The following is a 23,173-nucleotide window of genomic DNA, read 5'->3' on the forward strand; positions in this document are numbered from 1 at the left end:
GAGGACGTCCCCTGATTCACCATTTCCCTCCATCGCTACCGGGCACCGGACGCGGACACAGAAAGCGAAGCCGGTCACGCGGCGAGGTACGGAGCTGGGTTCAAGCGCCTGATCGGTAAGGCGTACCGACACGGAAACGACCTATCGGCGCGGTAATCGGATCGGCCTGGGCCCGTCGTCCCACGCCGCTTCGATGGCGAAAGGACTGCGGAAACACGCTGCGGAGATGCCCGGGCGCGCGGCTTCGGCACCTGACCACGGATGCGCCGGGACGAAGCGGCGGAGCCGGCTCCAGCCACGATCGATGTCGGTACGTTGCTTGCCCGGCACCGCGCGACCGGCTTCTGCGTCACTGTCGGCAGCCGGTGTATTCGCCATCAGCACCCAACTCGGATCGGGATGCGCCTCGCTCGCCGGTCACGGCCGTTTGACACGGCGCTTTTCACGTAACAATATTAGTTTCATGAAATCGAACGGCACCCTCTCCGGCGTCCTCCATGTCCTGCTGCACATGGCCGAATCGCCGCATCCGATCACCTCCGAAGTGCTCGCGCGGGCGATGAACACCAATCCGGTGGTGGTGCGGCGGACCATGGCCGGCCTGCGCGAGGCCGGGCTGGTGCGCTCGGAGAAAGGCCACGGCGGCGGCTGGAGCATCGCCCGGCCGCTCGAGGCGATCACCCTGCTCGACATCTATCGCGCGATCGGCGCGCCGGGCCTGTTCGCGCTCGGCCACCGCAGCGCGAACCCGCATTGTCTGGTCGAGAAAGCGGTGAACCACGCGCTCGACGGCGCCTTCGACGCGGCGCAGACGCTGCTGCTGCAGCGCTTCGCCTCGGTCACCCTGGCCTCGCTCAGCGCCGATTTCCACGCCGGCATGGTCGCGGCCGGGCACAGCATCGATCTGGAGCACGCGCATGAACGATGAGCATTGGCTCGACGCCGTGGTGATCGGCGGCAGCTTCGCCGGCGTATCCGCCGCGTTGCAGTTGGCCCGCGCGCGCCGCTCGGTGCGCGTGCTCGACGCCGGCCGCCCGCGCAACCGCTTCGCCGACGCCGCGCACGGCTTCTTCAGCCGCGACGGCAGCGATCCGCGCGCCTTGAACGCCGCCGCGCAGGCACAGTTGCGGCGCTATCCCTCGGCGCGGTTGATCGCCGCCGAAGCGAGCCAAGCGCGTGCGATCGACGGCGGGTTCGAGATCCTCACCCGCGACGGCGACGCGTTCGCCGCGCGCAAACTGGTGCTGGCGTTCGGCGTCAACGACGCGCTGCCGACGCTGCCCGGTCTGGCCGAACGTTGGGGCCAGAGCGTGCTGCATTGTCCGTACTGCCATGGCTACGAATTCGCCGGCCGGCGCCTGGGCGTGCTGCATTCGGCCAGCGTGTCCGCGCATCAGGCGATGCTGATCGCCGATTGGGGGCCGACCACGCTGTTCCTCAACGGCGCGCCGATGCCGGATGCGGACACCGCGGCGCGCCTGGCGCAACGCGGCGTGGCCGTCGAAGCGGCGCCGGTCGCCGAATTGCTCGGCGACGAACAAACCTTGTCCGCGCTGCGCTTGAACGACGGCCGCGACGCCGCCGTCGACGCGCTGTTCGTCGCCAGCCGCGTGCGCTTCAACAGCCCGCTGGCCGAACGACTCGGCTGCGCCATCGACGAAGGCCCGCTCGGCCCGGTGATCCGCGTCGACGACACCCGCCAAACCACGGTGCCCGGCGTGTACGCCGCCGGCGACATCGCGCGGCCGATGCACAACGCCACCTGGGCCGCCGCCGACGGCGTCGCCGCGGGCGCGTCCGCGCACCAATCGCTGGTGTTCGCGCCGCTGGCGGCGTGAACGGCGTCCGCCGCGTCGTCTTAGTTCGCGAGACGCGGCCGTTCTAGCGTCCGCGCCATGGACACTCAATCGCCGCTGCACGAACTGCCGCCCGGGTTCCACTGGGAGGCGCCTTTCGCCGGTTCGATCTTCCCCGCGCATCTGGTCGCGGTGCCCGACGAGGACTGCGAGGCGTGGCTCGCCACGGTCACGCCGGCGCGCGAGGGGCACGGCGCGATCGCCACGATCCGCCGCCACCTCGGGGTCAAGGACCACATCAGCCGGCCGTTCCGCACCGACGCGGCGGCGGCGGGCTGGGTCGCGCGCTGGCTCAGCGGCCAGGGCGAGTCGGTGCGGGCCGAACTCGCCGTGGACTGGACGGCGGCGCCGCGACACGCGGCTTGACCGGACGCGCTCGACGGCGCACCGCGTCGTCGTCGCGCTTCAAGCGCCGCCGCAGGCCGAATCGTCCAGGCGCGGGTCGAGGATCGCGAACTGCGCAGCGTCCGGCGCGCTCGCGCGCACCCGACCCAGGCCCCAGCCGCGGCCGGGCTCGACCCCGAACACCGCCGCCTGCGCGCTCGCGCCTTCGCCGTCGCGCGCTTCGAACAGGCGCAACTGCGCGAACGGCAGCGAATTCGTGCGGCCGCGGCCGAGCGCGCCGAACGGCCGGCCGTCGCGGCCGCGGCCGGCGGCGGCGGCGAACCAGCCCTCGTCGCTGAAACCCAGGTAGCGGCCGGGATCGAAAGCATCGGCGATGCAGTGGGTGCGCGCGCGCAACCGCGCCACCGCCGGCTGGCCGCGGCGCTCGTCCGCATAGGCCGTGGCCAGCACCAGGATCTTGCCGCCGGGCTGCAAGGCCAGGCCGTCGAAGAAATCGGTCCAGGCGCCGATGCGGAACGGCTCCATCGCAAAGCTCTCGTCGCGGCGGCCGTCGTGGCCGATGCGGATCACCTCGCCCTGCGGCCGGTTGGGATCGCCGCTGAGTCCCGCCGCCAGGATGCGGCCGTCGGCTTGCACGCGCAGCGCGGTGATCAGGCCGGGGAAGCGGGTGCGCTGGAACGAAGGATCGAGGCGGCCGTCGGACAGGTGCCGCACCACGGTGGTGTAGCCCTCATTGCCGAGCAGGCCCCGCATCATCAGCAGGCGACCGTCGGCCTGCACGGTCAACTCGCGGCCGCCGCGGTCGAGGCCCTCGCCGTAGGAGGCCAGCCGGCCGGCTTCGCCGAAGCTCGGATCCAACCGCCCGTCCGGCAGATAACGCGCCATCGCGGTGGCATACGCGCCGCCCAGGCCGCCGGCGACGACGATGCGGCCGTCGGCCTGGATCGCCAGGGTCTGGGCTTCGGCGTCGAAGCGCGAATAGTCGGCGAACGAAGTCAGCACACGACCGCCGTCGCCGAAACCCGGATCCAGGCGGCCGTCCTCGCCGTAGCGGGCCACGGCGAAGCGCGTGCGCATCGGCCATTCGCGCGGGTCCACGGCACGTCCGGCCAGCACGATGCGGCCATCGTCCTGCACCGCCAGATCGAAAGGCTCGGCCTCGGGAAAGCCGAGGTCCTCGAACTCGGTGCGGGTCGCGCCGCCGTCGCCGAACGCGGGATCCGCCGAGCCGTCGGCGCGCAGGCGCAACACCACGAACCCCTTGCCGCTGCGGCCTGCGACCACGATGCGGCCGTCGGCGCGAAGCGCGAGCGAGCGGCATGCGGTGTAGCCGGCCGGATCGCCGGTGCGGACCGAGCCGTTGTCGCCGAACGCCGGATCGAGCGCGCCATCGGGCAGCAGCCGGATCAGCCGGCAACTCGGTTCGGGCGAACCGTAGCGGCCGGAGGTGCCCAGCGCGAGGATCTTGCCGTCGCGCTGCACGACGATGCCGGCGGGATCGAAATAGGGGTCGGGCGTCTGCGCCAGGAACCAGCCGCCGCTGCCGAAATCCCGGTCGAGCGCGCCTTCCGGCGCGACGGCGCGCGCTTGCGCGGCGCGCGCGGGCGAGACTTGCGCGAGCGCATCGCGCGCGAGCGACGGCTGCGGAACAGCGGCGGACGAAAACGCCGTTGCGCACGCCAGCGCAACGCAAACGGAACGGGGGAAGCTCATGCGGCCATGCACCGTGCGGCGACGCTCGCTGCCCCCTGCCCCGGATCCGAGCGACGTGGTCGATCCGGCACGCGCGCACCCTAACATCGCCGCGCTCGCGCAAAGCGCGCACGCGGAAGCACTTTGCGCGGCGCGGCGAGCGGGGCCAAATTCTTCCGCGGTTGGTTACGTTGGGCTGATTCCGCTGGCCGATGCCATCGGCCGACTGCGCTCGCCTACATCCGCGGCCGGCTTCACCCGCACGTGTCCACCGCCCCTGACTTCACCTGCCGATGTCGCTGGCCGATTCGGCGCCGGGTTTCGCCGCGCGGATCGCCGCTCGCGTCGCCGCCTGCGATCGCGTCGCACGCGGAGGCAAGCGCGATGCCGCCACGACCGCGCTGCGCGCAGGGCGCCCGGGCACAGCGAGCCGCGCGGCCGTCCGCGCAGGCGCGCGCCTCAGCGCGCGTCGCCCGCGCCGCAGGCCGAGTCGTCCAGGCGCGGATCCAGGATCGCGAAGCGCGCATCGCCCGGCGCGCTCGCGCGCACGCGGCCCAGGCCCCAGCCGAGTCCGGCCTCGGCGTCGAACACCGCTGCATCGACATCGACGCCGCCGGCGCCGCGGACGCGCAGCAGGTGCAGACGCGCCGCCGCGACATCGCTCACGCGTCCGCGCCCGATCGCGCCGACCGCGGCGCCGTCGCGGTCGCGTCCCGCCGCGGCGAACCAGCCGTCGCGGCTGAAACCCAGGTAGCGCCGCGGATCGAACGCATCGGCGATGCAGTACGTCTTCGCGCGCAACCGCGCCGCCCCGAGCGTGCCGCGGCCGCCGCCGTTGCGGCGCAGCGATTCAGCCATCAGCACGATGCTGCCGTCGGCCTGCAGCGCCACGCCCTGGTAGAAATCCGCGCCGTCGACGAAGCCGAAGTCTTCGCGAACGAAGCCGGCGTCGCGCGTGCCGTCGTGATTGAGGCGGATCAGCTCGGGCCGGCGCGGCCCGGTGTGGTCGCTGCTGCCGACCACCAGGATGCGGCCGTCGGCCTGCTGCTTCAGCGCGTCGATGATGTACATATCGCGCTGGAGCCGGAACGAGGGATCGATGCGGCCGTCGGCGAAATGGCGCACCACGGTCTGGTATTGGTGATCGCTGGTGCCGCTCCTCACCAGCAGGCCGCCGTCGGCCTGCACCGCGATCATGTTGCCGCCGGGCCTGAGCGCCTCGCTGTAGGACGCGTAGCGGCCGCCCTCTCCGAAGCTCGGGTCCGGGCGGCCGTCGGGCAGGTAGCGCGCCAGCGCGGTGGCGGCGCCGACGCCGCGCAGGACCCCGACGACGACGATGCGTCCGTCGCCCTGGATCGCCACGCTCAAGGCGGAGGCGTTGTACGAAGACGACACGCCCTGGAAATCGGTCAGCACCCGGCCGCGGTCGCCGAAGCCGGGATCGAGCCGGCCGTCCTCGCCCAGGCGCAGGATCGCGAAGCGCGTGCGCGCGGGCGTGGTGCGGTAATCCACCGCGTCGCCGACCATGACGAGCTTGCCGTCGTCCTGCAGGGCCGCGTCCCAAGCGTGCGACTGGGCATGGCCCAGTTCGGCGAAGTCGGCGCGGACGGTGCCGCCGTCGCCGAAGCCCGGATCGGGCGTGCCGTCGGGCCGCAGCCGCACCGCGGTGAACGAGCCGGTGCCGTAGCCGGTGACGACGATCTTGCCGTCGGCGCGCACCGCCAATGTCTGGCAGGCGACGAAGCCGCGCGGATCGCCGATCCAGACCGGCGCGCCGGCGCCGAAGTCCGGATCGGGCGCGCCGTCGCGCAGCAGCCGCCACACCCGGCAGTTGCTGTTCGGCGGGCCGCCGCCGGCCATCGCGCTCATGAGGATCTTGCCGTCGCGTTGCACCGTCAGCGCGGTGGGCTTGGCGTAGTCGAAGCTGTCGTCGAGGAACACGCCGTCGACGCCGAAGCCGCGGTCGAGCGCGCCTTCCGGCGCCGTGGTCTGCGCTTGCGCGGCGAAGCCGGCGAGCGCCAACGCCGCCGCGCAGGCGAGCGCGGCGCGATGGCGGAAATGGAGGCTCATTCGCTTGCATCCTGTAGCGACGCTCGCCTTGCCCCCTGTTCCGGACCGCGAGCGACGACGCCGGTCCGGCACGCGGCACCCTAGCATCGGCGCGCGAGCGAAAGCGGGGCGGCGGAAGCAGTTCGCGCGCGCTCCGAAGCGGCGATCCGGACGCAGCGCACGTCGCGGCGGCCGCGGGCGCGCGACGCGCCGCCCGCGACGCGCGTCGCGCCGACCCGCTAGGCCGCGTTGATGCGCGATTCGGCGTAGCGGTACGACAGCAGCATCCGAATCAGCGTTTCCACCTGCGCCGCATCGCGCGCATCCAGCCGCGCCATCGGCAGGCGGTGACCGCGGCGGCTCATCGCGTCGCGGAATTCGAGCAGGGCGAAGTCGTCGCTGAGGTCGGCGCGGGTCACGCCGACCGCGAACGCGGCGTCGGGCGCGATGCGGCCGAACTCGCGCAGCATCGCGTCGGCCTGACCGACCATGTCGGCGCTGTCGGCGGCGATCAGCACCACGATGCCGACCGCGCCTTCGCACACCAGCGGCCACATGAAATCGAGATAGCGCTGGCCGGGCACGCCGTAGACGTGCAGCAACTCGCCGTCGTCGAGTTCGATGCTGCTGTAGTCCATCGCCACCGTGGTGTGGGTCTTGTCGCCGAGCGCGCCGTGGCTGATCGGCATTTCGGTGCTGATCGGCTCGCGGTCGGAGATCGCGCGGATGGCGGTGGTCTTGCCCGCGCCCATGTCGCCGACGAAGGCCAGTTTGATCAGCTCGCTCATGGCCCGCGCCCCAGGTTGAGGCCGAAACGCCGCGCCAGCCGGCGCAGCAGGCCGGGCGCTTGCGCGTCGGGCGCGCGCCGCGGCGACGGCGCGGCGGCGATGTCGGCGCCGTCGGCCAGACCGCTGGCGAGCACCGCGGCGTACAAGCGTTCGAGTTCCAGCGCCGGGGTCGCGGTCGCTTGCGCCAACTGCGGCAGCGCCCAGGCGCGTTCGAGCAGGCAGCTCAGCGGCAGCAGCCAATGCGCCGGCAGCGCGTTGGCCGACAGCAGCGGCCATGCGCGCAGGCGCACGGCGCGGTCGGGCGCGACGTCGGCGATCGGCGCGTCGTGCGCGAGCGCGATGTCCCACAGCACCGATTCCAAGGGATAGCTTGCGGTCACGTCCTGCTCGAATTCTTCGGCATAGCGGCGCGGGGTGAGGGGCGTGACGAACCAGTTCGGCGCCAGCGCCTCGGCGATCAGGTCCGGGTACGGCATGCGCCGCAGCATGTGCAGGCGCGCGCCGGCCGGATCGATCGCCAGCCGGAACAGGCCGCGTTCGAGCAGGCAGGCGCCGCTTTCCGACGCCGCCAGCAGTTGCCGCAGGAACGGCGCGCTGGCGAGGTCGATGTCGGGCGCGGCGGACGCGGTGGGTTCCGCCGGCGGCTCGGCGGCGCGGATGCGTTCGCGCAGGCACGCCGACAGTTCGTCGGCTTCGGCGTACAGATCGAGCGAGCGCACGCTGTCGGGATCCCACGGCAGCCGGCCGATGCGCACCACCGGCACGCCGCTGCGCAGGGCCGTGTCCACGGCCATGCGGCTGGCGCTGGTTTCGGTGCCGACCACCAGCACCTGCGCCGGACGCCCGTCCCAGCGCCGCAGTTCCACCTCGATGCGTTCGCCGGAAAGCAGATCGCGCGCGGCGTGCAAGCGCGCGTCGCGGGACTTGTCGAGGTCGACGCTGGCGACCACATAACGCTGCTTCGATGCCACCCCTGCCTCCTGGCCGCGGCGCGGCCGCGCGCGGGGCGCGGCGGCGCATTGCCGGGTCGCCGGCGGGCGCGCGTTGGCAGCGCGCCCGCTCGATGCGGTCGGATCGGCCGGAACCGTCCAGTCGATCGAAACCGATCGGCGCGAGCCGATCACTTGAAGTCGAGCGTCTTCTCGAACGACTTGAGCTCGTGGCGGGCCATCGCCAGATTGGCGCGGGCGCGGTCGAGCACCACGTACAGGAACAGCGCCGGGTTGCTCTCCAGCGGGCGGATCAGGTGGTACTGCTTGCCCAGGCTGATCAGGATGTCTTCGATGGTGTCGTTGAGGCCGAGTTGCTGGGCGACGCGGCGCTTGGAGCGGACCACTTCGGAGTTGCCGGCCGCGGCCACTTCCAGATCCAGGCCGCCGCCGCCGACCATGGCCAGCGCCATGCCGCTGTCGCTGTCGACCAGGGCGGCGCCGACGAAGCCGGCGAGATTATTGAGTTCGTCCAATTGCAACTTCGACATGTCTAGCTCCGTTTGCGGATGGGTACGGCGAGGAAGACGGCCGCGCGCCGACGCCGCCGCCATCGCGGCGAAGCGGACGCGCGCGGCGCGGCTAGGATTCGGCGGGTGCGAGTGCGGCGGCGGGCGCGGCGAGCGCGGCGCCCAGGCGCGCGGCGCAATCGCGCGCGGCCACCAACAGCGCGGCCAGGACCGTGTCGGGGCCGGCCATCGCCAGCAGGGTCAGCGGCTTGGCGGCGTGGACGCGGAACAGCACCAGATTGCCGCGCGCGGTGCAGACGGTGGCGTAGTCGGCCTGGCTGAGTTCGATCTCGCCGGCCAGGGTCTCGCCGAGGGTGAGGAAGGAATTGGCCATCGCCGCGATCCGGCGGGCGTCGGCGCCGCCGTCGATGCGCTCGGCCAGGGCGCGGCCGTCGGCGGTGGACACGCACAGCGCGCGCATCCCCGGCACCCGCTGCCAACAACGCTCCAGTTCCGCGGCCAACAGGGCCGGCGTGGCGCCTTCGCCGTGCTGCGCCGGCTCCAGCCGTCCCAGCAACATGTCGATGGTGGTCCGCTGCATGCGATTCCGCTCCCAGGCTCGCCGGCGCTTCCTAACGCGCTTCGGCGTCGGGACCGGCCAATAAATCTGACTTGCGTCACACTATATCTGTTTTTTTGTGTGATGTTTGTTGCAGTTTTTACAGGTATTGCCGCGTGGGCGGACACGGCGGCGGCTCCGCGGCCGGAGCGGATCGCGAGGCGGGACGGTTGGAGTTCAAAGGCCGCGAGCGGGCGGCGAACGGTCCGCGGCGCAAGCGCCGCGCGGAAAAACACGGATCGACGCGGGCCGCGGCCGGGCCCGGATCAGAAGTCGCAGGCCTCCCACCCCGGCGGCGTGCCGTCGGTGGAGCGGCCCTTGAAGCCGGTATCGAGCGTGTTCTGCGCCCAGGCGTCGGCTTGGGCGAGTTGGGCCGGGCTGAGCCCGGCGGCGACCGCGGCCAGTTGCCGGTCGAGTTGGTCGGCGCGATGGGCTTCGGCGCCGAGCCGGTAGAGCTTGAGGTAACGGTAATGCTGCACCGGATCGGCGCCGAGCAAGCCGCCGAGCAGACTCTGCGAACCGGGCTCGTACGCCTGCTGCAGCAGATCGACCACGCGCCAATCGCCGGCCGCGAGCCCGGCTTCGACCAGTTTCGTCGCCGTCGCGCGATAGCCGCGCAGCGCGTCGGGCTGGCGGATCAGGCCGCGCGCGTCGTACAGCGGGCCGCGTTCGAGATAGCAGGCGCGCGCCTGCTCGTCGCCGAGCTTGGCCGCCTGGGCGATGTTCGGCACCAGACTGCCGAGCATGCGCTCGTCCACGCCGTCGCACATCGCCTGTTCTTGCTGGGCGCGCTGCTGGCGCAGTTCCATCGCTTCCAGCAGCGCTTGGTAGGTGCGCAGCTGCGCGGCGTTCATGCCGTCGGTGGAGCGGCGGGTCAGCGCGTCGGTGGCGCCGGCGTTACGCCATTGGGTGCTGCGCAAGCGGTTGCAGCGGTCCAGGTCGCGCACCAGCCGGGTCGCGGCGGCGGCGTCGCCGGCGTTGGCGTTGGCTTGCAGGCGGGCGAAGTTGTCCTTCAGCGGCGTGCCCGGCGCCGGCAGCGCGGCGCCCTTGGTCGGCGCGGGCAAGGCGATGGCGGAGGCGGTGTCGGCTTGCGCGGCGCCGGCGTTTTCGGCCACGGCCTGGATGCGCAATTCGCGCCGCGCCGAATCGGCGCCGGCGCGGCCGGCGAAGTAGGCGCCGACGATGGCCGCCGCTACCACGATCAGGCCCGCGGCGATCGAGACCCCGCGCTTCATGCGTCCGTCCGGGTCATGGCGAGGGAAACACGCACGGATCCCACAGCGGCCCGTCGGCGTCGAGCGCGCGGCCGTGGAAGTTTTGGTTGAAGGTCCGCGTCGCCCACGCGTCGGCGTCGGCGAGTTGGGACGGACTGAGCGGGGCCGCGGCCATCGCGAGATCCTCGTCGCCGACGCCCGGCCGCGGCGGCGCGCCGAGCCGGAACAGCTTGAGGTAACGGTAGCGTTGCGAAGGATCCTTGCCAACGGCGGCGGCGAGCAGGCTGTCGGCGCCGGGCTCGTAGGCGCCGCGCAGTTGGTCGAGCACGCGCCAGTCGCCGTCGGCGATGCCGCGTTCGATCATCGCGCGGGCGTTGCCGCGGTATGCGCTCAGGCGTTCGGGGTGATCGAGCAACCCGGCCGCATCGACGCCCGGGCCGCGCGCGAGGTAGCAGGCGCGCGCGTACGGCTCGCCGAGCAGCGCGGCTTTTTGCAGATTCGGCGCCAGCGCGCCGAGTTGGGAGTCGTCCAGGCCCGCGCATTGCGCGCGCAGCGCGTCGAGCGAGCGTTCGTTGCCCTCGGCCGCTTCCAGGCCGGCGCGCAGGCTGTCGCGTTGGCGCGCGTCGGTCGTGTCGGCGCGCGCGGCGATCAGTTCGTCGGAATAGCGGCGCACCTCGCGCTCGCGCCGGGCGAAGCCGCGGCATCGGTCGAGGTCGCGGTACAGCCGGGTGGCGGCGGCGAGATCGCCGGCGTCGGCGCGCGCCTGCAGCGCGGCGAAGTTCGCTTTCAACGGCGCGTTCGCCGGCGGCAGCGCGCCGCCGGCGCGCGCGGCCGGCGCAAGGGTGGCGGTCGCCGCCCGTCCTTCGGCGGCGACCGGACCCTGCGCTTCCTCAGCGGCCGTCATTCGTCCTTGATGGCGTCCGATGAGGTACACGGCGACGATGGCGGCCAAGGCGAGGGCAATGGCCGCCGCGGCCCGGACGGGTTTGAGCGGGACGGATGCGGAGCGGATCATGCGTCCCGCCCCTCATCCGCAACCGGTCCGGTTCGCTGTGTCGTCGCCAATGGTGCTTATCGCTCGCTGTCCAGGACGTATTGCGCGGCCGCGATCGAGGACTTGCCGGTCATGATCGCGGTGTTGGTGCCGGCGGCCGCCGGCAAGCCGACCTTGAGGTTGACCGCGCCGGAGACCAGCGCGTCGAGCACCTGGGTGATGATCGGCAACCCCAGCGCGATATTGCCGCAGCCGCGCGCCTTGGGCACGGCGAAGGAATTGTCGACCAGGGTGTTGCCGTCCACTTGCAGGTAGCCGATGAAGTTCGGCTCGTCGGTCCACACCGTGTAGGCGGTGCCGGGGTTGCCGGAAATCGGCTGGTTCGGCGGCGGCGGCGCGGTGGTGCCGGTCTGCAGCTTGAGCACGATGGGGTCCTGCGCCGAGCCGATGTAGCAGCCGCCGCCCAGGAACGGGTTCTGCAGGTGCACGCGCACGGCCAGGCGGGCGACGGTCGGGTCGCTGCCGTCGGTGGGCGGGAACAGCGCGTTGCCGAAGTTGGTCTGCACCGGCTGCACCGGTTCGATCGTGGCGCTGACGTCGTTGACGGCGGCGATGATCGCCCAGAACGCGGTCCACAGCGGGCCCGGCCAATCCGGCGCGGGGTTGACGATGCCGAGCAGTCCGCCCGGCACCTTGGCCGGCGGCGCCTGCAGCGTCGGCGCGCCGACCGCGGCGTAGAACGGCGACGGGCCGATGTTCTCGATGCCGCCCTGCATCACGATCGGCTTGTCGATCGGCATGGTGGTGCTGCCGATCTTCAGCGTGCCGGAAGTGGTGGTGTTGACCACGCAGCTGCCGACCATCGGATCGGTGTACGGGCAGTACTTGAACAACGCATACGGGCCCGACGGCGTGCCGGCGTGGGCGGCCGACGCGCTGGCGAGCGTCAGCGCCGCGGTCAGCGCGGCCGTGCAAAGCGAAGTCTTGCGCATTGCTAGAGTCCTCCTGGAGTGTGGTCGCGCCGGCGCGCCGCGCGCGGATGCGGGACAAAAAGGGGAGGAAAGACTCCTCCCCCGCGCCGAAGTCCGTCTCGGCACACGCCGCATCCGGCGTATCGACTGGCCGGCGGCCCGTTCGCGCCACGCATGAAGCGCGGCGGGCCGCCGGCCGGCGCCGGTACGGTCGGTTGGATCAGATGACCCGGACCGGGATGCTCGCTTCCAGCGAAGCGTTGTTCTGGGTCTGCACCGAGCACGCGCCGAGCGCGCCGCGGAACACGAACTTGTTGTTCACGCCCGGCAGCGAGGTGAAGTCGAGCACGCCGTTGACGGTGCCGGTGCCGGTCGAGCTCGGGCAGTACACGTTGAGCGGGCTCGGGATGAAGATGCGCACGCCGCTGATGGCCACGCTCCACAGGGTCGGGGTCAGGGTCGGCGAACCGGTGAACGGCGGGTTCGGGCCGGTGTAGGTGCCCGGGGTCATCGACCACGGCAGGTTGTAGGCGACGATGCCGGAGCACGCCGACGAGCCGCTGAAGGTGGCGCCGGTGACGGTGGCGGTGCCGCCGGTCACGCTGACGGCGAAGTTCGCCGTGCACGGCACGCCGATGCCGAGGTAGCTGGCGGTGGTCGGGCCGGTGAAGTTCAGCGTGCCGGTGTTGGTCCAGCCGCTGCCGTTCCACAGCTCGAAGGAAGCCGCCGAAGCCGACGTGGCGCCGCAGATCGCGGCCGCGGACACCAAAGCGAGCAGGGAATACTTGAACTTGGACATTGCGTTGTCTCCTGTGAGGCGTCGAGTTGTGCGGGCGTGCGGGCCCGCGCGGGACTGTCACGGATGAAGCGGCGCCGTGGCTGCGCTGCCTGGGAGCTGCGATGTGCCTGTTGCAGCGTTCAGGCGATGCCCGCCGCCGCCCGCGCGCGCGGGCGGCGGGGTTGGATCAGAAGAAGCCCTTGCTCACGGTCAAGCCGATGATGCGCGGGTCCTGGATGAACACGTTGCTGGTCAAACCGGTGTCGTCGCTGTTCATGAAGGTGCCGGTGATCGCCTTGCCGCCGAGCGCGTTCTTGACGTAGAGCTGGATCGCCAGATCGTTCTCGATGTCGCGCCAGGTCACCGAGACGTTGACGTTGCCCCAGTCGTGCAGGCGGTCGATCTTGTCTTGGTAGATGCGCGCCCAGCTCGGGCCTTGGTAGTACAGGTCCGCGCGCACGGTCAGGTCGCCCTTGCCGGTCATGAAGGTGTACTGCGGGCTCAGGCTGGCGGTGATGTGCGGCGCGTTGGGCAGTTCGTTGCCGCCGACGTTCTTGGCGAAGCCGGCGCCGCCGTTGGGCGCGTCCTTGGCCGGGTCGTAGGTGAAGCCGTACAGCCCGTCGTACGGGCCGCCCGGCGAGAAGCCGGCGCCGTTGAGCGGCAGGTTGGTCGAGCAGAAGCTGTTGAGGATGTTGGCGGCGTTGTTGAACGGCGGATCCAGCGGATAGGTCGCGTCCAGCACCGCCTTGACGAACTCCTTCGGCGCGACGCAGTTCGAGGCCAGCTGCAGCCACGGCTTGATCACGACCCAATCGGCGTTGCCGGCGGTGCGGTCCATCACGTCGATGGAGTACTGGTTGGAGCCGATGCGGGTGCGCAGCAGGCCGACGTTGCCGCTGAGCTGGAACGCGTCGGTCGGCTTCCACACCGCTTCGAGTTCCGCGCCCCAGGTCTTGGCGTCGAAGTTCTCGTTGAGCGTGGCGCGGTCCTGGATCTGCGAGACCTGATAGTCCTTGTAGTCGTTGTAGAACAGCGTGCCGTTGAGGACGAACTTGCCGCCGGCCATGACGTTCTTCATGCCGACTTCGAACGCGTTGACGAACTCCGGCTTGAACTCGGGACTGCGCTGCTCGAAGCTCAACGCCTTCGGGTTGGCGCCGATGCCCGGCGAGTTGGTGCCGCCGGCCTTGTAGCCGCGCGAGAGCGAGGCGTAGAACATGGTGCTGTCGGTCCACGACAGGTCCGGCGACCAGTCCAGCACCAGGCGGCCGGTCGGCTCGTTCCAGGTCTGGCGGATCTTCGGCAGCGCCGGATAGCCGTAGCCCACATAGCCGCCGAACAGCTGCGGCACGCCGGTGGTGCCGGTGGAATCGGCCAGCAAGGTCTGGGTCGGATACGGCGTGGTGATCTTGCGGTCGTTGGTGAAGCGCACGCCGGCGGTCAGGCGCAGGTTGTCGCGCAACTGCCAATAGCCTTCGCCGAAGATCGCCGCCGACTTGGTCTCGGCCAGATTGCGGCTGCGGAAGTAGTTGTGGCCCTGGCCGTTGATCGCCCCCAGCGGATTGGGGTCGATGTAGACGCAGGGAATCACGTCGCCGGTGTTCGGGTCCACGCGCGTGGCCGCGCCCGCCGGGCAGCTGCCCGGACGCGTGCCGGCGCCGTTGCCGTTGAAGAACAGATCGGCCAGCGCGGTGATCACGTTGCCGAACACGTAGTAGCTTTCGTCGACCTTGTATTCCAGGTAGTTGGCGCCGACGCTGAAATTGAACGGGCCGTCGAACGAGGACTGCAGGCGGAATTCCTGCGACCACTGCTTGCTCTTGGAATCGACCAGATCGGCGATCAGCAGGCGGTCCGAGCAGCCCAGCTGCGGATCGCAGTACTTGCCGTCGGGGAACGCGTTGTACGCTGGCTCCGGACCGTTCGGACCGAACACCGACACGCCGTTGGAGGTGTTGGTGAAGATCGGATTGGACTGGAAGCGGCCGTAGTCCTGGGTCGAGTAGTACTTGTCGCGGGTGTAGAGCGTTTGCGAGACGAAGCGCAGATGCTCGCCGACGTCGGCGCCGAGGTTGAACTGGAGGACGTCGTTCTTGGCCTCGAACTTGGGATCGTAGGAGGTCGCGATCTTGCGCATGTCGTGCGACTGGGTCACGCCCTTGTACGGATCGAGCCCGCGCGGAATCATCGAGGCGATGTCGAGGAAATTGCCGTCGGGATCCAGGATGTAGCCGACGCCGGTGCTCTGCGCGCCGAGCACGAACGGAATGCTGGCGCCGTTGGGCACGCCGAACGCGCCGTTGTCGTACAGCGAGCCGTCCTTGCAGCCCTGGCTCATGTAGTTGCGGTCGATCGACGACACCGTGGTGCTGCCGAAGGCGAGCGGGCCCGGATCGTTGTGGCACAGCTGCTTGCCGGTGCGCGCGCGGCGGTCGTCTTCCTGGAAGTGTTCCCACACCAGGCTGGCGTCGAACTTCTCGCTGGGCTTGAACGCGAACGACAGGCGGGTGGACAGCAGGTCGCGGTCGTTGACGTCGCGCCCGGTCACCTCGTTGTGGTCGAAGCCGTCGCGCTTGGTGTACTGCCCGGCCAGACGGAAGGCGAAGCTGTCGCTGAGCGGCACGTTGACCATGCCGGTGACGCGCGCGGTGCTGAAGTTGCCGACCTCGCCCTTGACGTTGGCCTCGTAACCGTCGGGGTTGGCGAGGTTGGGAATCATGTTGACCACGCCGGCGGTCGCGTTGCGGCCGTACAGCGTGCCCTGCGGGCCGCGCAGCACTTCCACCCGCTCCACGTCGAGGTATTCCTGCTCGAACAAGCGGTTGCGGATCATCGGCGTGCTGTTGAAGCTCACCGCCACCGCCGGGTCGGTGGTCACCGACAGCGCCTGAGTGCCGATGCCGCGGATCTGGAAGTTGTAGCTGGCGAAGTTGGTCTTGGAGAAGGTGACGTTGGGCGTGGCGGTGACCAGATCGCCGCCGGTTTCGATCTTGCGGTCGCCCAGGTCCTTGCCGCCGAACGCGCTGATCGCGATCGGCACCTTTTGGATGTTCTCGACCTTCTTCTGCGCGGTCACCACGATGGTGTCGAGGGTGGTCGCGTTGGGGTTCCTAGCGGGGTTTGCGGTCGCTACCGGCGCCTGTTGGTCGTCTTGCGCTTGCGGGGAGGCCGCCGCCGGCTGCGTCTCGGCGACCTCTTGTACGTTTCCCTGATTCTCCTGCGCGGCGGGCGCGCCGCCGCTGGCGCCGGCGGCGGCGGCGCCGCTGGCGGAATTGCTGATCAAGATCGCGCCGGAGGCGTTGGTGGCGTAGCTCAGGCCGGTGCCGTCGAGCAGTTCCTCCAGCGCTTGCCGGTTGCTCTTCTCGCCGCGCACCGCGCGCGCGGTCTTGCCCGCGGCCAGCTCCGGCGCGTACAGCAGTTGCGTACCGCTCTGGCGCGCGTACTCGGACAAGGCGGTGTCCAGGCGCTGCGGCGGGATATCGAAGCGGGCGGTCGCCGACGAGCGCTCGCCGGCGTAGGCCGCCATGCACGGCAACAGCGCGAGGAACAACACGGCCCGTCGCGATGCGCGCAGCAACGACTGTTTCTGAACTCGCAATTGCATTCGTTCTCCCCTCTGCGGATGACCGGCCATCTGTGTTCGCGGCCTGGTTACCTAGGTACAGACGCGCGCCCGCACGAAACCCGAACCTCGCGCGCGAATTAAATTCGTCGCGCAACTTGTTGTACCGACGAGTTTTGTTTTGCGCTGCAGCAGGCGTTTCGCGCGCTAGCGTCGCGCGCGAGGATGTCGGTACGAAGAAAACCGAAGCGGCGCAAAAAGAAACGGCCGCGCGAAACGCGCGGCCGTCGCTGCGGTCGTGGCCGGACGCGTCAACCGCGCAGCGGAGCGTCGGGCGCGCGCGGCTTGAGCACGATGTCGTCGTTGTCCAGCGAGTCCTGCTCGATCGGGAAGTAATCGGTCAGCGCTTCGACGAAGGTGCCGGTGTCGCCGGTGTTGAACGCGCCGCTGATCTTGAGCGAGGCCAGGTGCGCGTCGGCCAGCACGATCTTGCGCTGCGAGTAGCGGTTGATCTCGGCCACCGCGTCTTCCAGGCGCTCGTTCTCGAACACGATCTGGCCGTTGCGCCAACTCACCACCCGGCGCACGTCGGCGGCGCGCACTTGCGGCGCGGTCGCGGCCAGGGCGACGAACTGCTCGCCCGGCTTGAGTTCGGCCAGCGACGCCGCCGGCGCGGCCGGCTTGGCGCTGGCCGTCGCCGCGGCCTTGGCCGCGCGCGTCACCGTCACCCGGCCTTCGAGCAAGGTCACCTCGAACGCGCGCGGCGACAGGTAGACGTCGAACTCGGTGCCCAACGCGGTGACCTGACGGCCGCCGGCGGTGACCACGAACGGACGGCTGCGGTCCTTGGCGACCTTGAACAGCGCCTGCCCGCGCTCCAGCGTCACCGCGCGCAAGCCGTCGCGGTAATGGGTGCTGACCCGGCTGTCGGTGTTGAGGGTGATGGTGGACCCGTCGTCGAGCACGAAGCTTTCGCGCTGGCCGACGCCGGTGCGGTACACGTTGCCGGCCAGGGCGTCGCGGGCGTCGCCGACCATCCGCCAGGAGTTGCCCAGGTTCAGGCCGATCGCGCCGAGCAGGCCGAACACCATCACCGAGGCGGCGATGGCCCAGCCGCGCTGGCGGCGCTGGCGCTGCGCGGCCCCGCGCGCGACCCGGCCGAGGGTTTCGCGGCGCAGGCTCTGCATCTGCGGTTCGTCGGCCAACAGCTCGGCCAGCCGGCGCGCGGCGTCGGCGCGCGCGTAGGCCTGCGCGTGCTGCGGGGATTGCGCCTGCCAGGCGTGGAACGCCTCGCGCATCGTCGGGTCGTCGCTCTCGCGCAGGATCTCGCTCCAGCGCGCCGCGTCCTCGTCGATGCTCCGCGATCCGGGTTCCGCCGACCCGTCCCGCACCAGCGCGATTTTGCATTTCATCGGGTGTGACCTCTCAAACCGCTGCGGCCGACGCGCGGCGAAGCCGCCGCGCGACCGATGTTCCGATCCGTGACGGCCCGCTCAGGCCGACCGCGTCCGGACGCACAGGCCGCCCCCGCCCCGAAGGGCCCGGCGCGCCGCTCAGTCCTGCGCTCGCAATCCATCGACGATGCCTCCCAACTGCGCCAAAGCCTTGGCCATGTGCTTCTCGGCCGCGCGGACGGAAATGGCCATCATCGCCGCGATTTCCGCATATTTCTTCTTCTCCATCACCCGCAGCACGAACACGTCGCGGGTGCGTTCCGGCAGTTCGCGCAGGGCCGCGGTGACCAGCTGGACCTGCTCCTTACCCAGTAAGACGCGCTCGGGCGAAATATCCGTAGCCGGATCGTGCATTTCGGCGTCGAAAGATTCGTGCGCGTCCTGGTTGCGGGCCCGCCGGCGCCGGCCCCAGTCGCGCAGGGTGTTGGCCGCGACCTGGAACACGTACTGCTCGACGTGCTCGATCGGCCCGCCGCGGGCGCGCCGGATCAGGTGCAGGAACACCTCCTGGGTCAGGTCCTCGACCTCGGCCGCGTCCTTGACCCGCTTGGAAAAGAAGCCGCGCAGGGGCAGGCGGTAGCGCAAGGACACGTTGTTCCACTGCGCGGCGCCGTCCTCCCCGTATTCGGCGAGCGATGCGGACTCGTGCGGCCATGACGCCGGATCGGTCATTGCGCTTTCCTTTCCTCGACCAATGGAACGGCCCCGCCCCACGCGGAAACCGGTTCGCCGGCGCCGACGCCGGCGGCCGCGGCGGGACGCCCGACAGGGCCTCCGGCCGGCAGCCGCGCGCGGCGGTTCCGGTAGCGCACTTGCTTCGCCTCGCGGCCGCCGCCCTAAGGCCGCGGCGTCGGGGCGCCCCCTGCCCTTGCCTCGTCGGATGCGCGCATCCCGGCGAGCGGACGCGTAATAACCCGATTCTTCATACGCCCACCACCTTTTCCGCCCACAACGGCAGGATGCCGCGCGGCTTGCGCCCGGCCTCCGACTCCGCGCGCAGCGTCGCGTCGGCGCCCAACGCGGCCGCCGGCGCCAAGCCCATCACCTGCTCGACGTGGCGGACCTGGGCCAAATTGTCGAACGGCGTGGTCAACAGGGGTGAGACGAAGGCGACCAGCCGGCCCAGCATCAGCGAATCGCTGACCGCCTCGCCGACGCAGATCGCCGCGATCAATTCGTCCATGTTCTCGCCGGCCAGCACGCCCGACAGCGCCTTGAGCGCGAAATGCAGGCGGGTGCCCAGCTCGTTGCGCGACTGGTGGGGCAGCGCGCGGGCGAAGGCTTCGAAGAAGCGCTCGTAGATGGGTTGGTAATGCTCGTACAGGAAGCCGCGCACGAACGGCGAGGGATCGCTGTAGACGCGCCCGAGCAGGCGCATGAAGGAAATGCCGCCGGCGCTGTCGCGGCTGAGCCGCACCGCCGGCACGAACAGGATGCTCAGCACGGTCGGCGCGTCGAGCCGCTGCGCGCCGAAGCGTTCCTCGCACAGCGACAGCAACTGCAGGCGTTCCTCGTTGAGCCGGTCCAGGCGCGAGGACAGCAGTTCCTGCACCAGCGCTTCCTTGCTGCCGAAGTGGTAGTTCACCGCGGCCAGATTGACCTTGGCCTCGCTGGTGATCTGGCGCAGCAACATGCCCTCGTAGCCGTGGCGGATGAACAGCGCCTCGGCCGCCTCGAGCAGGCGGCGGCGGGTATCGCTCGAATTGGCGCGGGGGCTATTCACGGCCGGTTTCCTTGCGCGGCTCCGCTCTGACGTCCCGAGAGTTTGCTCCAACTCGCGGATTGAATACCGGAATTGAAACGGCCGTTAGACTAAGCAGGCGAATTCGGCGACTGCACGCTGCAGCGCAATATGCGTGCCGGATGAATGCGCGATAGGCGCCGTTCGGGGCCAGGCGCCGGGCGATAAGGGCTTGATTCGGCGGCGGATTCGCACCGCGCGCGGGCGCTTTGCCTAAGCCGGCGGCCGGATGGCGGGCGCCCTGCGCCGCGAAACGGCGCGCCGATGCGACCGGGTTCTCGATTTCCTACAGGTCGCGCGCGGCGGCGTCGGCTACGCTGCGCGCACCCGCTGCGTCCGTGCACCGAATGAAGCGCCGCCCGCTCAGCTCCGCCGCCCTGGCCTTGGCCGTCCTCGCCGCCGCCGCCCAGGCCCAACCGCCCTACACCCTGGCCGACGTGCAAGGCGTGTGGTGGAGCGACTGCGCCCAGCCGGCGGCCGAATTCGGCCTCGACGGCGATTCGTTCTACGGCGATTTCGAAGGCCGCTTCCGCGCCCGGGTCGAGCGCGGCGTACTGCGCGTGGACGCGCTCGACGCGAAGGCGCCGCCGCGCGCGTGGCGCATCCTCGCCGCCGGCCGCACGCGGCTGGTGCTGCGGTCGCTGGAACCCGGCGCGCAGGACTGGACCTTGCGCGCCTGTCCCGAACCGGCCGCGGCGCCCGCGCCGACGCGCTGACGCCTCAGCGCTGCGAATCCAGCGCCTCGCCGCTGCGCTGCACGTCCTGCGCCTTCGCGTAGCTCTCGATCAGCAACTGATACGCGGGGAAGATCTGGGTGTAGACCTGCGCCCACTCGCCGGCGTCGTCGCGGTGCCAGGTCTTCTGCAACTCGGACGCGACCGCGGCGGTGTCCATCGGCACCACGCCGGCCTGGACCACGCGCGCCAAGGTGATTTCCTGCGCCATCTTCGAATAAGTGCCCGAAGCGTCGATCACCGCGAACACCTGATAGCCGTCCGCCGCCGCGGCGATGCTCGGAAACGCCATGCACACGCTGGTGATGGTGCCGGCGACGATCAGCTGGCGGCGGCCGGTGGCTTTCACCGCGGCGACGAAGTCGGGGTTGTCCCAAGCGTTGATCTCGCCGCGGCGGGCGATGTACTGCGCGTGCGGCGCGTTGGCGTGGATCTCGGGAATCAGCGGGCCGTTCGGCCCCTGCGGCACCGAGGCGGTGGTGATCACCGGCAGCTTGGCCAGACTCGCCATCTTCGCCAACGCCGCGGCATGGCGGCGCAGCGTGGTCATCGGCATATCGCCGACGGTCTGGAACAGGCCGCTTTGGTGGTCGATCAGCAGCATCGCAGCCTGATCGGGGTCGATGCGGGGGATGGCGCCGTCGAAATTGACGGCGCCGTGGGCGTAAGCGTTCATGGCGAATCCTCGAAGAAGCCGGGCGCGGGCGCCCGGCGGGGCGATGCCGGCGGCGGCGCCGCGCGGCGGATGTCGCGCCGGCGCGCGGCCGGCGCCGACGGTGCGCGGCGCCGGAGCGATCCGGCGCGGCGCGGTTGCATGCGCGCCGAATCGGGTCGGCGCCTTCTGCAACGATGCGGGTTTGCGGCGACGGCGCTTTCGATCAGCGCCGCGTTCGATCTATTCGGCGTTCGACCGGCGCGGCGTTCGACCGATACGGATCGAATCGGCGCCGATCCGATCCAGCGCAGGCCTGAGCCCGCGCCGTCACGACGCGATGCGTCCGAACCGTCCGCTGTCGTAGTCCTCGAACGCTTGCGCGATCTGCGCCTGCGTGTTCATCACGAACGGGCCGTAACCGACGATGGGCTCGTCGATGGGTTCGCCGCTGAGCACGAGCACCAACGCATCGCTGTCGGCGTCGATCTGCGCATCGGCGCCGTCGCGGTCGAGCACGACCAACTGCGCCTCGCGCGCCGCGACGTCGCCGTTGACGCGGATCGCGCCCTTGAGCACGACCAGGGCCAGACTGCGTCCCGCGGCGATGTCCAGGCGCAGCGCGCCGCCCTGGTTCAAGCGCAGATCCCACACGTCCATCGGCGTGAACGTGCGCGCCGGGCCGCGCTGTCCGCCGAACTCGCCGGCGATCGCGCGCACGCGGCCGGCCGCGTCGGGCAGATCGATCGACGGAATCTCGGCGTTCAGCAGCGTCTGATACGCGGGCGCCGCCATCTTGTCGCGCGCCGGCAGGTTGACCCACAACTGCACCATTTCCAGGGTGCCGCCGGCGCGCGAAAACTCGGGCGCGTGGAATTCCTCGTGCACGATGCCCGCGCCGGCGGTCATCCATTGCACGTCGCCCGGGCCGATGCGGCCGCCGGCGCCGCTGGAATCGCGGTGTTCCAGCTCGCCGTCGTAGACGATGGTGACGGTCTCGAAACCGCGGTGCGGGTGCGAACCGACTCCGCGCCGGCCCGCGGTGGGCTCGAAGCGGTGCGGCCCGGCGTAGTCCAGCAGCAGGAACGGGCTGAGCTGACGCCCGTGCGAGACATAGGAAAACAGCGAGCGCGCCGGAAACCCGTCGCCGACCCAGTGCGGCCGGGGAGCGCTGTGGACGCCCAGAACCTTCTTCATGGCCATCTCCTGCCCCGAGGGGCGCTATTCGATGGCGCCTAGCCTGATCCCGGAACGATGGACGCGGTAGACAGCGGAATTTATCCTCAGAGTCCTACTGGACGAACGATGTCGCCATGCCCGGGTTCGACCTCAACGACCTCTATTACTACGTCCAGGTCGTCGACCACGGCGGCTTCGCCCCCGCCGGGCGCGCCCTGGGCGAACCCAAATCCAAGCTCAGCCGGCGCATCGCCCTGCTCGAACAGCGTCTGGGCGTGCGCCTGATCCAGCGCTCGACCCGGCGCTTTTCGGTCACCGAGATCGGCCAGGACTATTACCGCCACTGCAAGGCGATGCTGGTCGAAGCCGAGGCGGCGCAGGAGGCGATCGACCTCAGCCGCGCCCAGCCGCGCGGCACCGTGCGCATCAGCGTGCCGGTGGCGATCCTGCACGCGCGCATCGGCGCGATGCTGGCCGACTTCATGGCCGAGCATCCCCAGGTGACGCTGCTGCTGGAGGCCACCAACCGCCGCGTCGACGTGATCGGCGAAGGCCTCGACGTGGCGATCCGGGTGCGCCCGCCGCCGCTGGAGGACAGCGATCTGGCGGTGCGCGTGCTCGGCGCCCGGCGCTGGGTCCTGGCGGCGAGCCCGGCGCTGTTCGAGCGCCACCCGCGACCGCGCGCGCCGGCCGATCTGTCCGACTGCCCCACCCTCGACCTCGGCCCGGCTCAGCCGGACCACAGCTGGCAGTTGTCCGGCCCGGACGGGGCGGCCGCGCAGATCCACCACCGCCCGCGCCTGGTCAGCGACGACATGACCGCGCTGCGCATGGCCGCGGTGGCCGGCGTCGGCATCGCCATGCTGCCGGCGATGGTAATCGCCGAAGAACTCGCCGACGGCCGCCTGCAACGCTTGTTGCCGGATTGGCAACCGCGGCCGGGGTTGATCCACGCGGTGTTCCCCTCGCGCCGCGGGCTGCTGCCGTCGGTGCGCCTGCTGATCGACTACCTCGCGCGGCGGTTCGAGGAACTGCGCGAAGATTGACCGCGCGGCGGCGCCGGCCCGCGTCCGCCGAAACCGGGCCGCGACGCTGTCGATCCGCGCC

At 70.8% G+C, this 23,173-nt stretch carries 21 protein-coding genes; 5 read left to right on the plus strand and 16 right to left on the minus strand.

The features are described 5' to 3' along the window. Positions 1–463 precede the first annotated feature (463 nt). The 3 genes from J5226_RS01100 to J5226_RS01110 are packed head-to-tail and all read left to right on the plus strand — an operon-like array spanning position 464 to position 2,222. A complete protein-coding gene (locus J5226_RS01100; protein ID WP_215838014.1) occupies positions 464–928 on the plus strand; it encodes an Rrf2 family transcriptional regulator in 465 nt (154 codons plus the stop codon). After that, the gene (locus tag J5226_RS01105; RefSeq protein ID WP_215838015.1) at positions 918–1,838 is read left to right on the plus strand and encodes an NAD(P)/FAD-dependent oxidoreductase; all 921 of its coding nucleotides are present in this window, start codon (positions 918–920) and stop codon (positions 1,836–1,838) included. The genes J5226_RS01100 and J5226_RS01105 overlap by 11 nt, the downstream gene beginning before the upstream one ends. A 57-nt stretch (positions 1,839–1,895) precedes the next feature. After that, positions 1,896–2,222, plus strand: coding sequence for a hypothetical protein (locus tag J5226_RS01110; protein WP_215838016.1), 327 nt, complete (start codon positions 1,896–1,898; stop codon positions 2,220–2,222). Between the two features lie 39 nt (positions 2,223–2,261). Here the strand turns inward: J5226_RS01110 and J5226_RS01115 are convergent, their stop codons facing one another. The 14 genes from J5226_RS01115 to J5226_RS01180 all read right to left on the minus strand — a co-directional run bounded on the left by J5226_RS01115 (position 2,262) and on the right by J5226_RS01180 (position 19,483). Then, positions 2,262–3,914: a hypothetical protein gene (locus tag J5226_RS01115; protein WP_215838017.1), complete on the minus strand. Its 1,653-nt coding sequence runs from the start codon at positions 3,912–3,914 to the stop codon at positions 2,262–2,264. 438 nt (positions 3,915–4,352) lie between these two features. Beyond that, positions 4,353–5,963 carry a hypothetical protein gene (locus J5226_RS01120; RefSeq protein WP_215838018.1) on the minus strand — a complete coding sequence of 537 codons (1,611 nt, stop codon included), beginning with the start codon at positions 5,961–5,963 and terminating at the stop codon, positions 4,353–4,355. A gap of 218 nt (positions 5,964–6,181) precedes the next feature. Beyond that, positions 6,182–6,730 carry an ATP/GTP-binding protein gene (locus J5226_RS01125; protein WP_215838019.1) on the minus strand — a complete coding sequence of 183 codons (549 nt, stop codon included), beginning with the start codon at positions 6,728–6,730 and terminating at the stop codon, positions 6,182–6,184. Beyond that, positions 6,727–7,701 carry a hypothetical protein gene (locus J5226_RS01130; RefSeq protein WP_215838020.1) on the minus strand — a complete coding sequence of 325 codons (975 nt, stop codon included), beginning with the start codon at positions 7,699–7,701 and terminating at the stop codon, positions 6,727–6,729. Before J5226_RS01130 ends, J5226_RS01125 begins: the two co-directional genes overlap by 4 nt. Positions 7,702–7,850: 149 nt before the next feature. After that, the gene (locus tag J5226_RS01135; protein ID WP_215838021.1) at positions 7,851–8,210 is read right to left on the minus strand and encodes a roadblock/LC7 domain-containing protein; all 360 of its coding nucleotides are present in this window, start codon (positions 8,208–8,210) and stop codon (positions 7,851–7,853) included. 91 nt (positions 8,211–8,301) lie between these two features. Beyond that, positions 8,302–8,769, minus strand: a complete 468-nt coding sequence (locus tag J5226_RS01140) for a roadblock/LC7 domain-containing protein (protein ID WP_215838022.1) — start codon at positions 8,767–8,769, stop codon at positions 8,302–8,304. Between the two features lie 284 nt (positions 8,770–9,053). Then, positions 9,054–10,022: a hypothetical protein gene (locus J5226_RS01145; protein ID WP_215838023.1), complete on the minus strand. Its 969-nt coding sequence runs from the start codon at positions 10,020–10,022 to the stop codon at positions 9,054–9,056. 13 nt (positions 10,023–10,035) lie between these two features. Next, positions 10,036–10,905, minus strand: a complete 870-nt coding sequence (locus tag J5226_RS01150) for a hypothetical protein (protein ID WP_215838024.1) — start codon at positions 10,903–10,905, stop codon at positions 10,036–10,038. 167 nt (positions 10,906–11,072) lie between these two features. Continuing rightward, the gene (locus J5226_RS01155) at positions 11,073–11,987 is read right to left on the minus strand and encodes a hypothetical protein (RefSeq protein WP_215838025.1); all 915 of its coding nucleotides are present in this window, start codon (positions 11,985–11,987) and stop codon (positions 11,073–11,075) included. Between the two features lie 199 nt (positions 11,988–12,186). Next, positions 12,187–12,765 carry a hypothetical protein gene (locus tag J5226_RS01160; protein WP_215838026.1) on the minus strand — a complete coding sequence of 193 codons (579 nt, stop codon included), beginning with the start codon at positions 12,763–12,765 and terminating at the stop codon, positions 12,187–12,189. A 166-nt stretch (positions 12,766–12,931) separates the two neighbouring features. Then, positions 12,932–16,348 (minus strand): TonB-dependent receptor, encoded by a 3,417-nt coding sequence (locus J5226_RS01165; protein WP_215838027.1) that lies wholly within the window; start codon positions 16,346–16,348, stop codon positions 12,932–12,934. Positions 16,349–16,617: 269 nt separating this feature from the next. Then, positions 16,618–17,718 carry a FecR domain-containing protein gene (locus tag J5226_RS01170; protein ID WP_215838028.1) on the minus strand — a complete coding sequence of 367 codons (1,101 nt, stop codon included), beginning with the start codon at positions 17,716–17,718 and terminating at the stop codon, positions 16,618–16,620. A 141-nt stretch (positions 17,719–17,859) separates the two neighbouring features. Beyond that, positions 17,860–18,432 carry a sigma-70 family RNA polymerase sigma factor gene (locus J5226_RS01175; protein ID WP_215838029.1) on the minus strand — a complete coding sequence of 191 codons (573 nt, stop codon included), beginning with the start codon at positions 18,430–18,432 and terminating at the stop codon, positions 17,860–17,862. Between the two features lie 250 nt (positions 18,433–18,682). Further along, the gene (locus tag J5226_RS01180) at positions 18,683–19,483 is read right to left on the minus strand and encodes a TetR/AcrR family transcriptional regulator (RefSeq protein WP_255322954.1); all 801 of its coding nucleotides are present in this window, start codon (positions 19,481–19,483) and stop codon (positions 18,683–18,685) included. Between the two features lie 365 nt (positions 19,484–19,848). On the opposite strand from J5226_RS01180, the gene J5226_RS01185 reads away from it, so the two are divergent. Next, the gene (locus J5226_RS01185; RefSeq protein WP_215838030.1) at positions 19,849–20,217 is read left to right on the plus strand and encodes a hypothetical protein; all 369 of its coding nucleotides are present in this window, start codon (positions 19,849–19,851) and stop codon (positions 20,215–20,217) included. A gap of 4 nt (positions 20,218–20,221) precedes the next feature. On the opposite strand, the gene J5226_RS01190 is transcribed toward J5226_RS01185, so the two are convergent. After that, positions 20,222–20,911: a hydrolase gene (locus J5226_RS01190; protein ID WP_215838031.1), complete on the minus strand. Its 690-nt coding sequence runs from the start codon at positions 20,909–20,911 to the stop codon at positions 20,222–20,224. A 306-nt stretch (positions 20,912–21,217) separates the two neighbouring features. Beyond that, positions 21,218–22,084 carry a pirin family protein gene (locus J5226_RS01195; RefSeq protein ID WP_215838032.1) on the minus strand — a complete coding sequence of 289 codons (867 nt, stop codon included), beginning with the start codon at positions 22,082–22,084 and terminating at the stop codon, positions 21,218–21,220. A gap of 116 nt (positions 22,085–22,200) precedes the next feature. Between J5226_RS01195 and J5226_RS01200 the strand changes: the two genes are divergently transcribed. After that, on the plus strand, positions 22,201–23,112 hold the full coding sequence (locus tag J5226_RS01200) for a LysR family transcriptional regulator (RefSeq protein WP_215838033.1): 912 nt from the start codon (positions 22,201–22,203) through the stop codon (positions 23,110–23,112). The last annotated feature ends 61 nt before the right edge of the window (positions 23,113–23,173 follow it).

This window comes from Lysobacter sp. K5869 (genome assembly GCF_018847975.1).
Lineage (GTDB): Bacteria > Pseudomonadota > Gammaproteobacteria > Xanthomonadales > Xanthomonadaceae > Lysobacter.

Coding starts and splice junctions, on each gene's coding strand:
- J5226_RS01100 (WP_215838014.1), top strand. CDS start 464: ATGAAATCGAACGGCACCCTCTCCGGCGTCCTCCATGTCCTGCTGCAC.
- J5226_RS01105 (WP_215838015.1), top strand. CDS start 918: ATGAACGATGAGCATTGGCTCGACGCCGTGGTGATCGGCGGCAGCTTC.
- J5226_RS01110 (WP_215838016.1), top strand. CDS start 1,896: ATGGACACTCAATCGCCGCTGCACGAACTGCCGCCCGGGTTCCACTGG.
- J5226_RS01115 (WP_215838017.1), bottom strand. CDS start 3,914: ATGAGCTTCCCCCGTTCCGTTTGCGTTGCGCTGGCGTGCGCAACGGCG.
- J5226_RS01120 (WP_215838018.1), bottom strand. CDS start 5,963: ATGAGCCTCCATTTCCGCCATCGCGCCGCGCTCGCCTGCGCGGCGGCG.
- J5226_RS01125 (WP_215838019.1), bottom strand. CDS start 6,730: ATGAGCGAGCTGATCAAACTGGCCTTCGTCGGCGACATGGGCGCGGGC.
- J5226_RS01135 (WP_215838021.1), bottom strand. CDS start 8,210: ATGTCGAAGTTGCAATTGGACGAACTCAATAATCTCGCCGGCTTCGTC.
- J5226_RS01140 (WP_215838022.1), bottom strand. CDS start 8,769: ATGCAGCGGACCACCATCGACATGTTGCTGGGACGGCTGGAGCCGGCG.
- J5226_RS01145 (WP_215838023.1), bottom strand. CDS start 10,022: ATGAAGCGCGGGGTCTCGATCGCCGCGGGCCTGATCGTGGTAGCGGCG.
- J5226_RS01150 (WP_215838024.1), bottom strand. CDS start 10,905: ATGACGGCCGCTGAGGAAGCGCAGGGTCCGGTCGCCGCCGAAGGACGG.
- J5226_RS01155 (WP_215838025.1), bottom strand. CDS start 11,987: ATGCGCAAGACTTCGCTTTGCACGGCCGCGCTGACCGCGGCGCTGACG.
- J5226_RS01160 (WP_215838026.1), bottom strand. CDS start 12,765: ATGTCCAAGTTCAAGTATTCCCTGCTCGCTTTGGTGTCCGCGGCCGCG.
- J5226_RS01165 (WP_215838027.1), bottom strand. CDS start 16,348: ATGCAATTGCGAGTTCAGAAACAGTCGTTGCTGCGCGCATCGCGACGG.
- J5226_RS01170 (WP_215838028.1), bottom strand. CDS start 17,718: ATGAAATGCAAAATCGCGCTGGTGCGGGACGGGTCGGCGGAACCCGGA.
- J5226_RS01175 (WP_215838029.1), bottom strand. CDS start 18,432: ATGACCGATCCGGCGTCATGGCCGCACGAGTCCGCATCGCTCGCCGAA.
- J5226_RS01185 (WP_215838030.1), top strand. CDS start 19,849: ATGAAGCGCCGCCCGCTCAGCTCCGCCGCCCTGGCCTTGGCCGTCCTC.
- J5226_RS01190 (WP_215838031.1), bottom strand. CDS start 20,911: ATGAACGCTTACGCCCACGGCGCCGTCAATTTCGACGGCGCCATCCCC.
- J5226_RS01195 (WP_215838032.1), bottom strand. CDS start 22,084: ATGAAGAAGGTTCTGGGCGTCCACAGCGCTCCCCGGCCGCACTGGGTC.
- J5226_RS01200 (WP_215838033.1), top strand. CDS start 22,201: ATGCCCGGGTTCGACCTCAACGACCTCTATTACTACGTCCAGGTCGTC.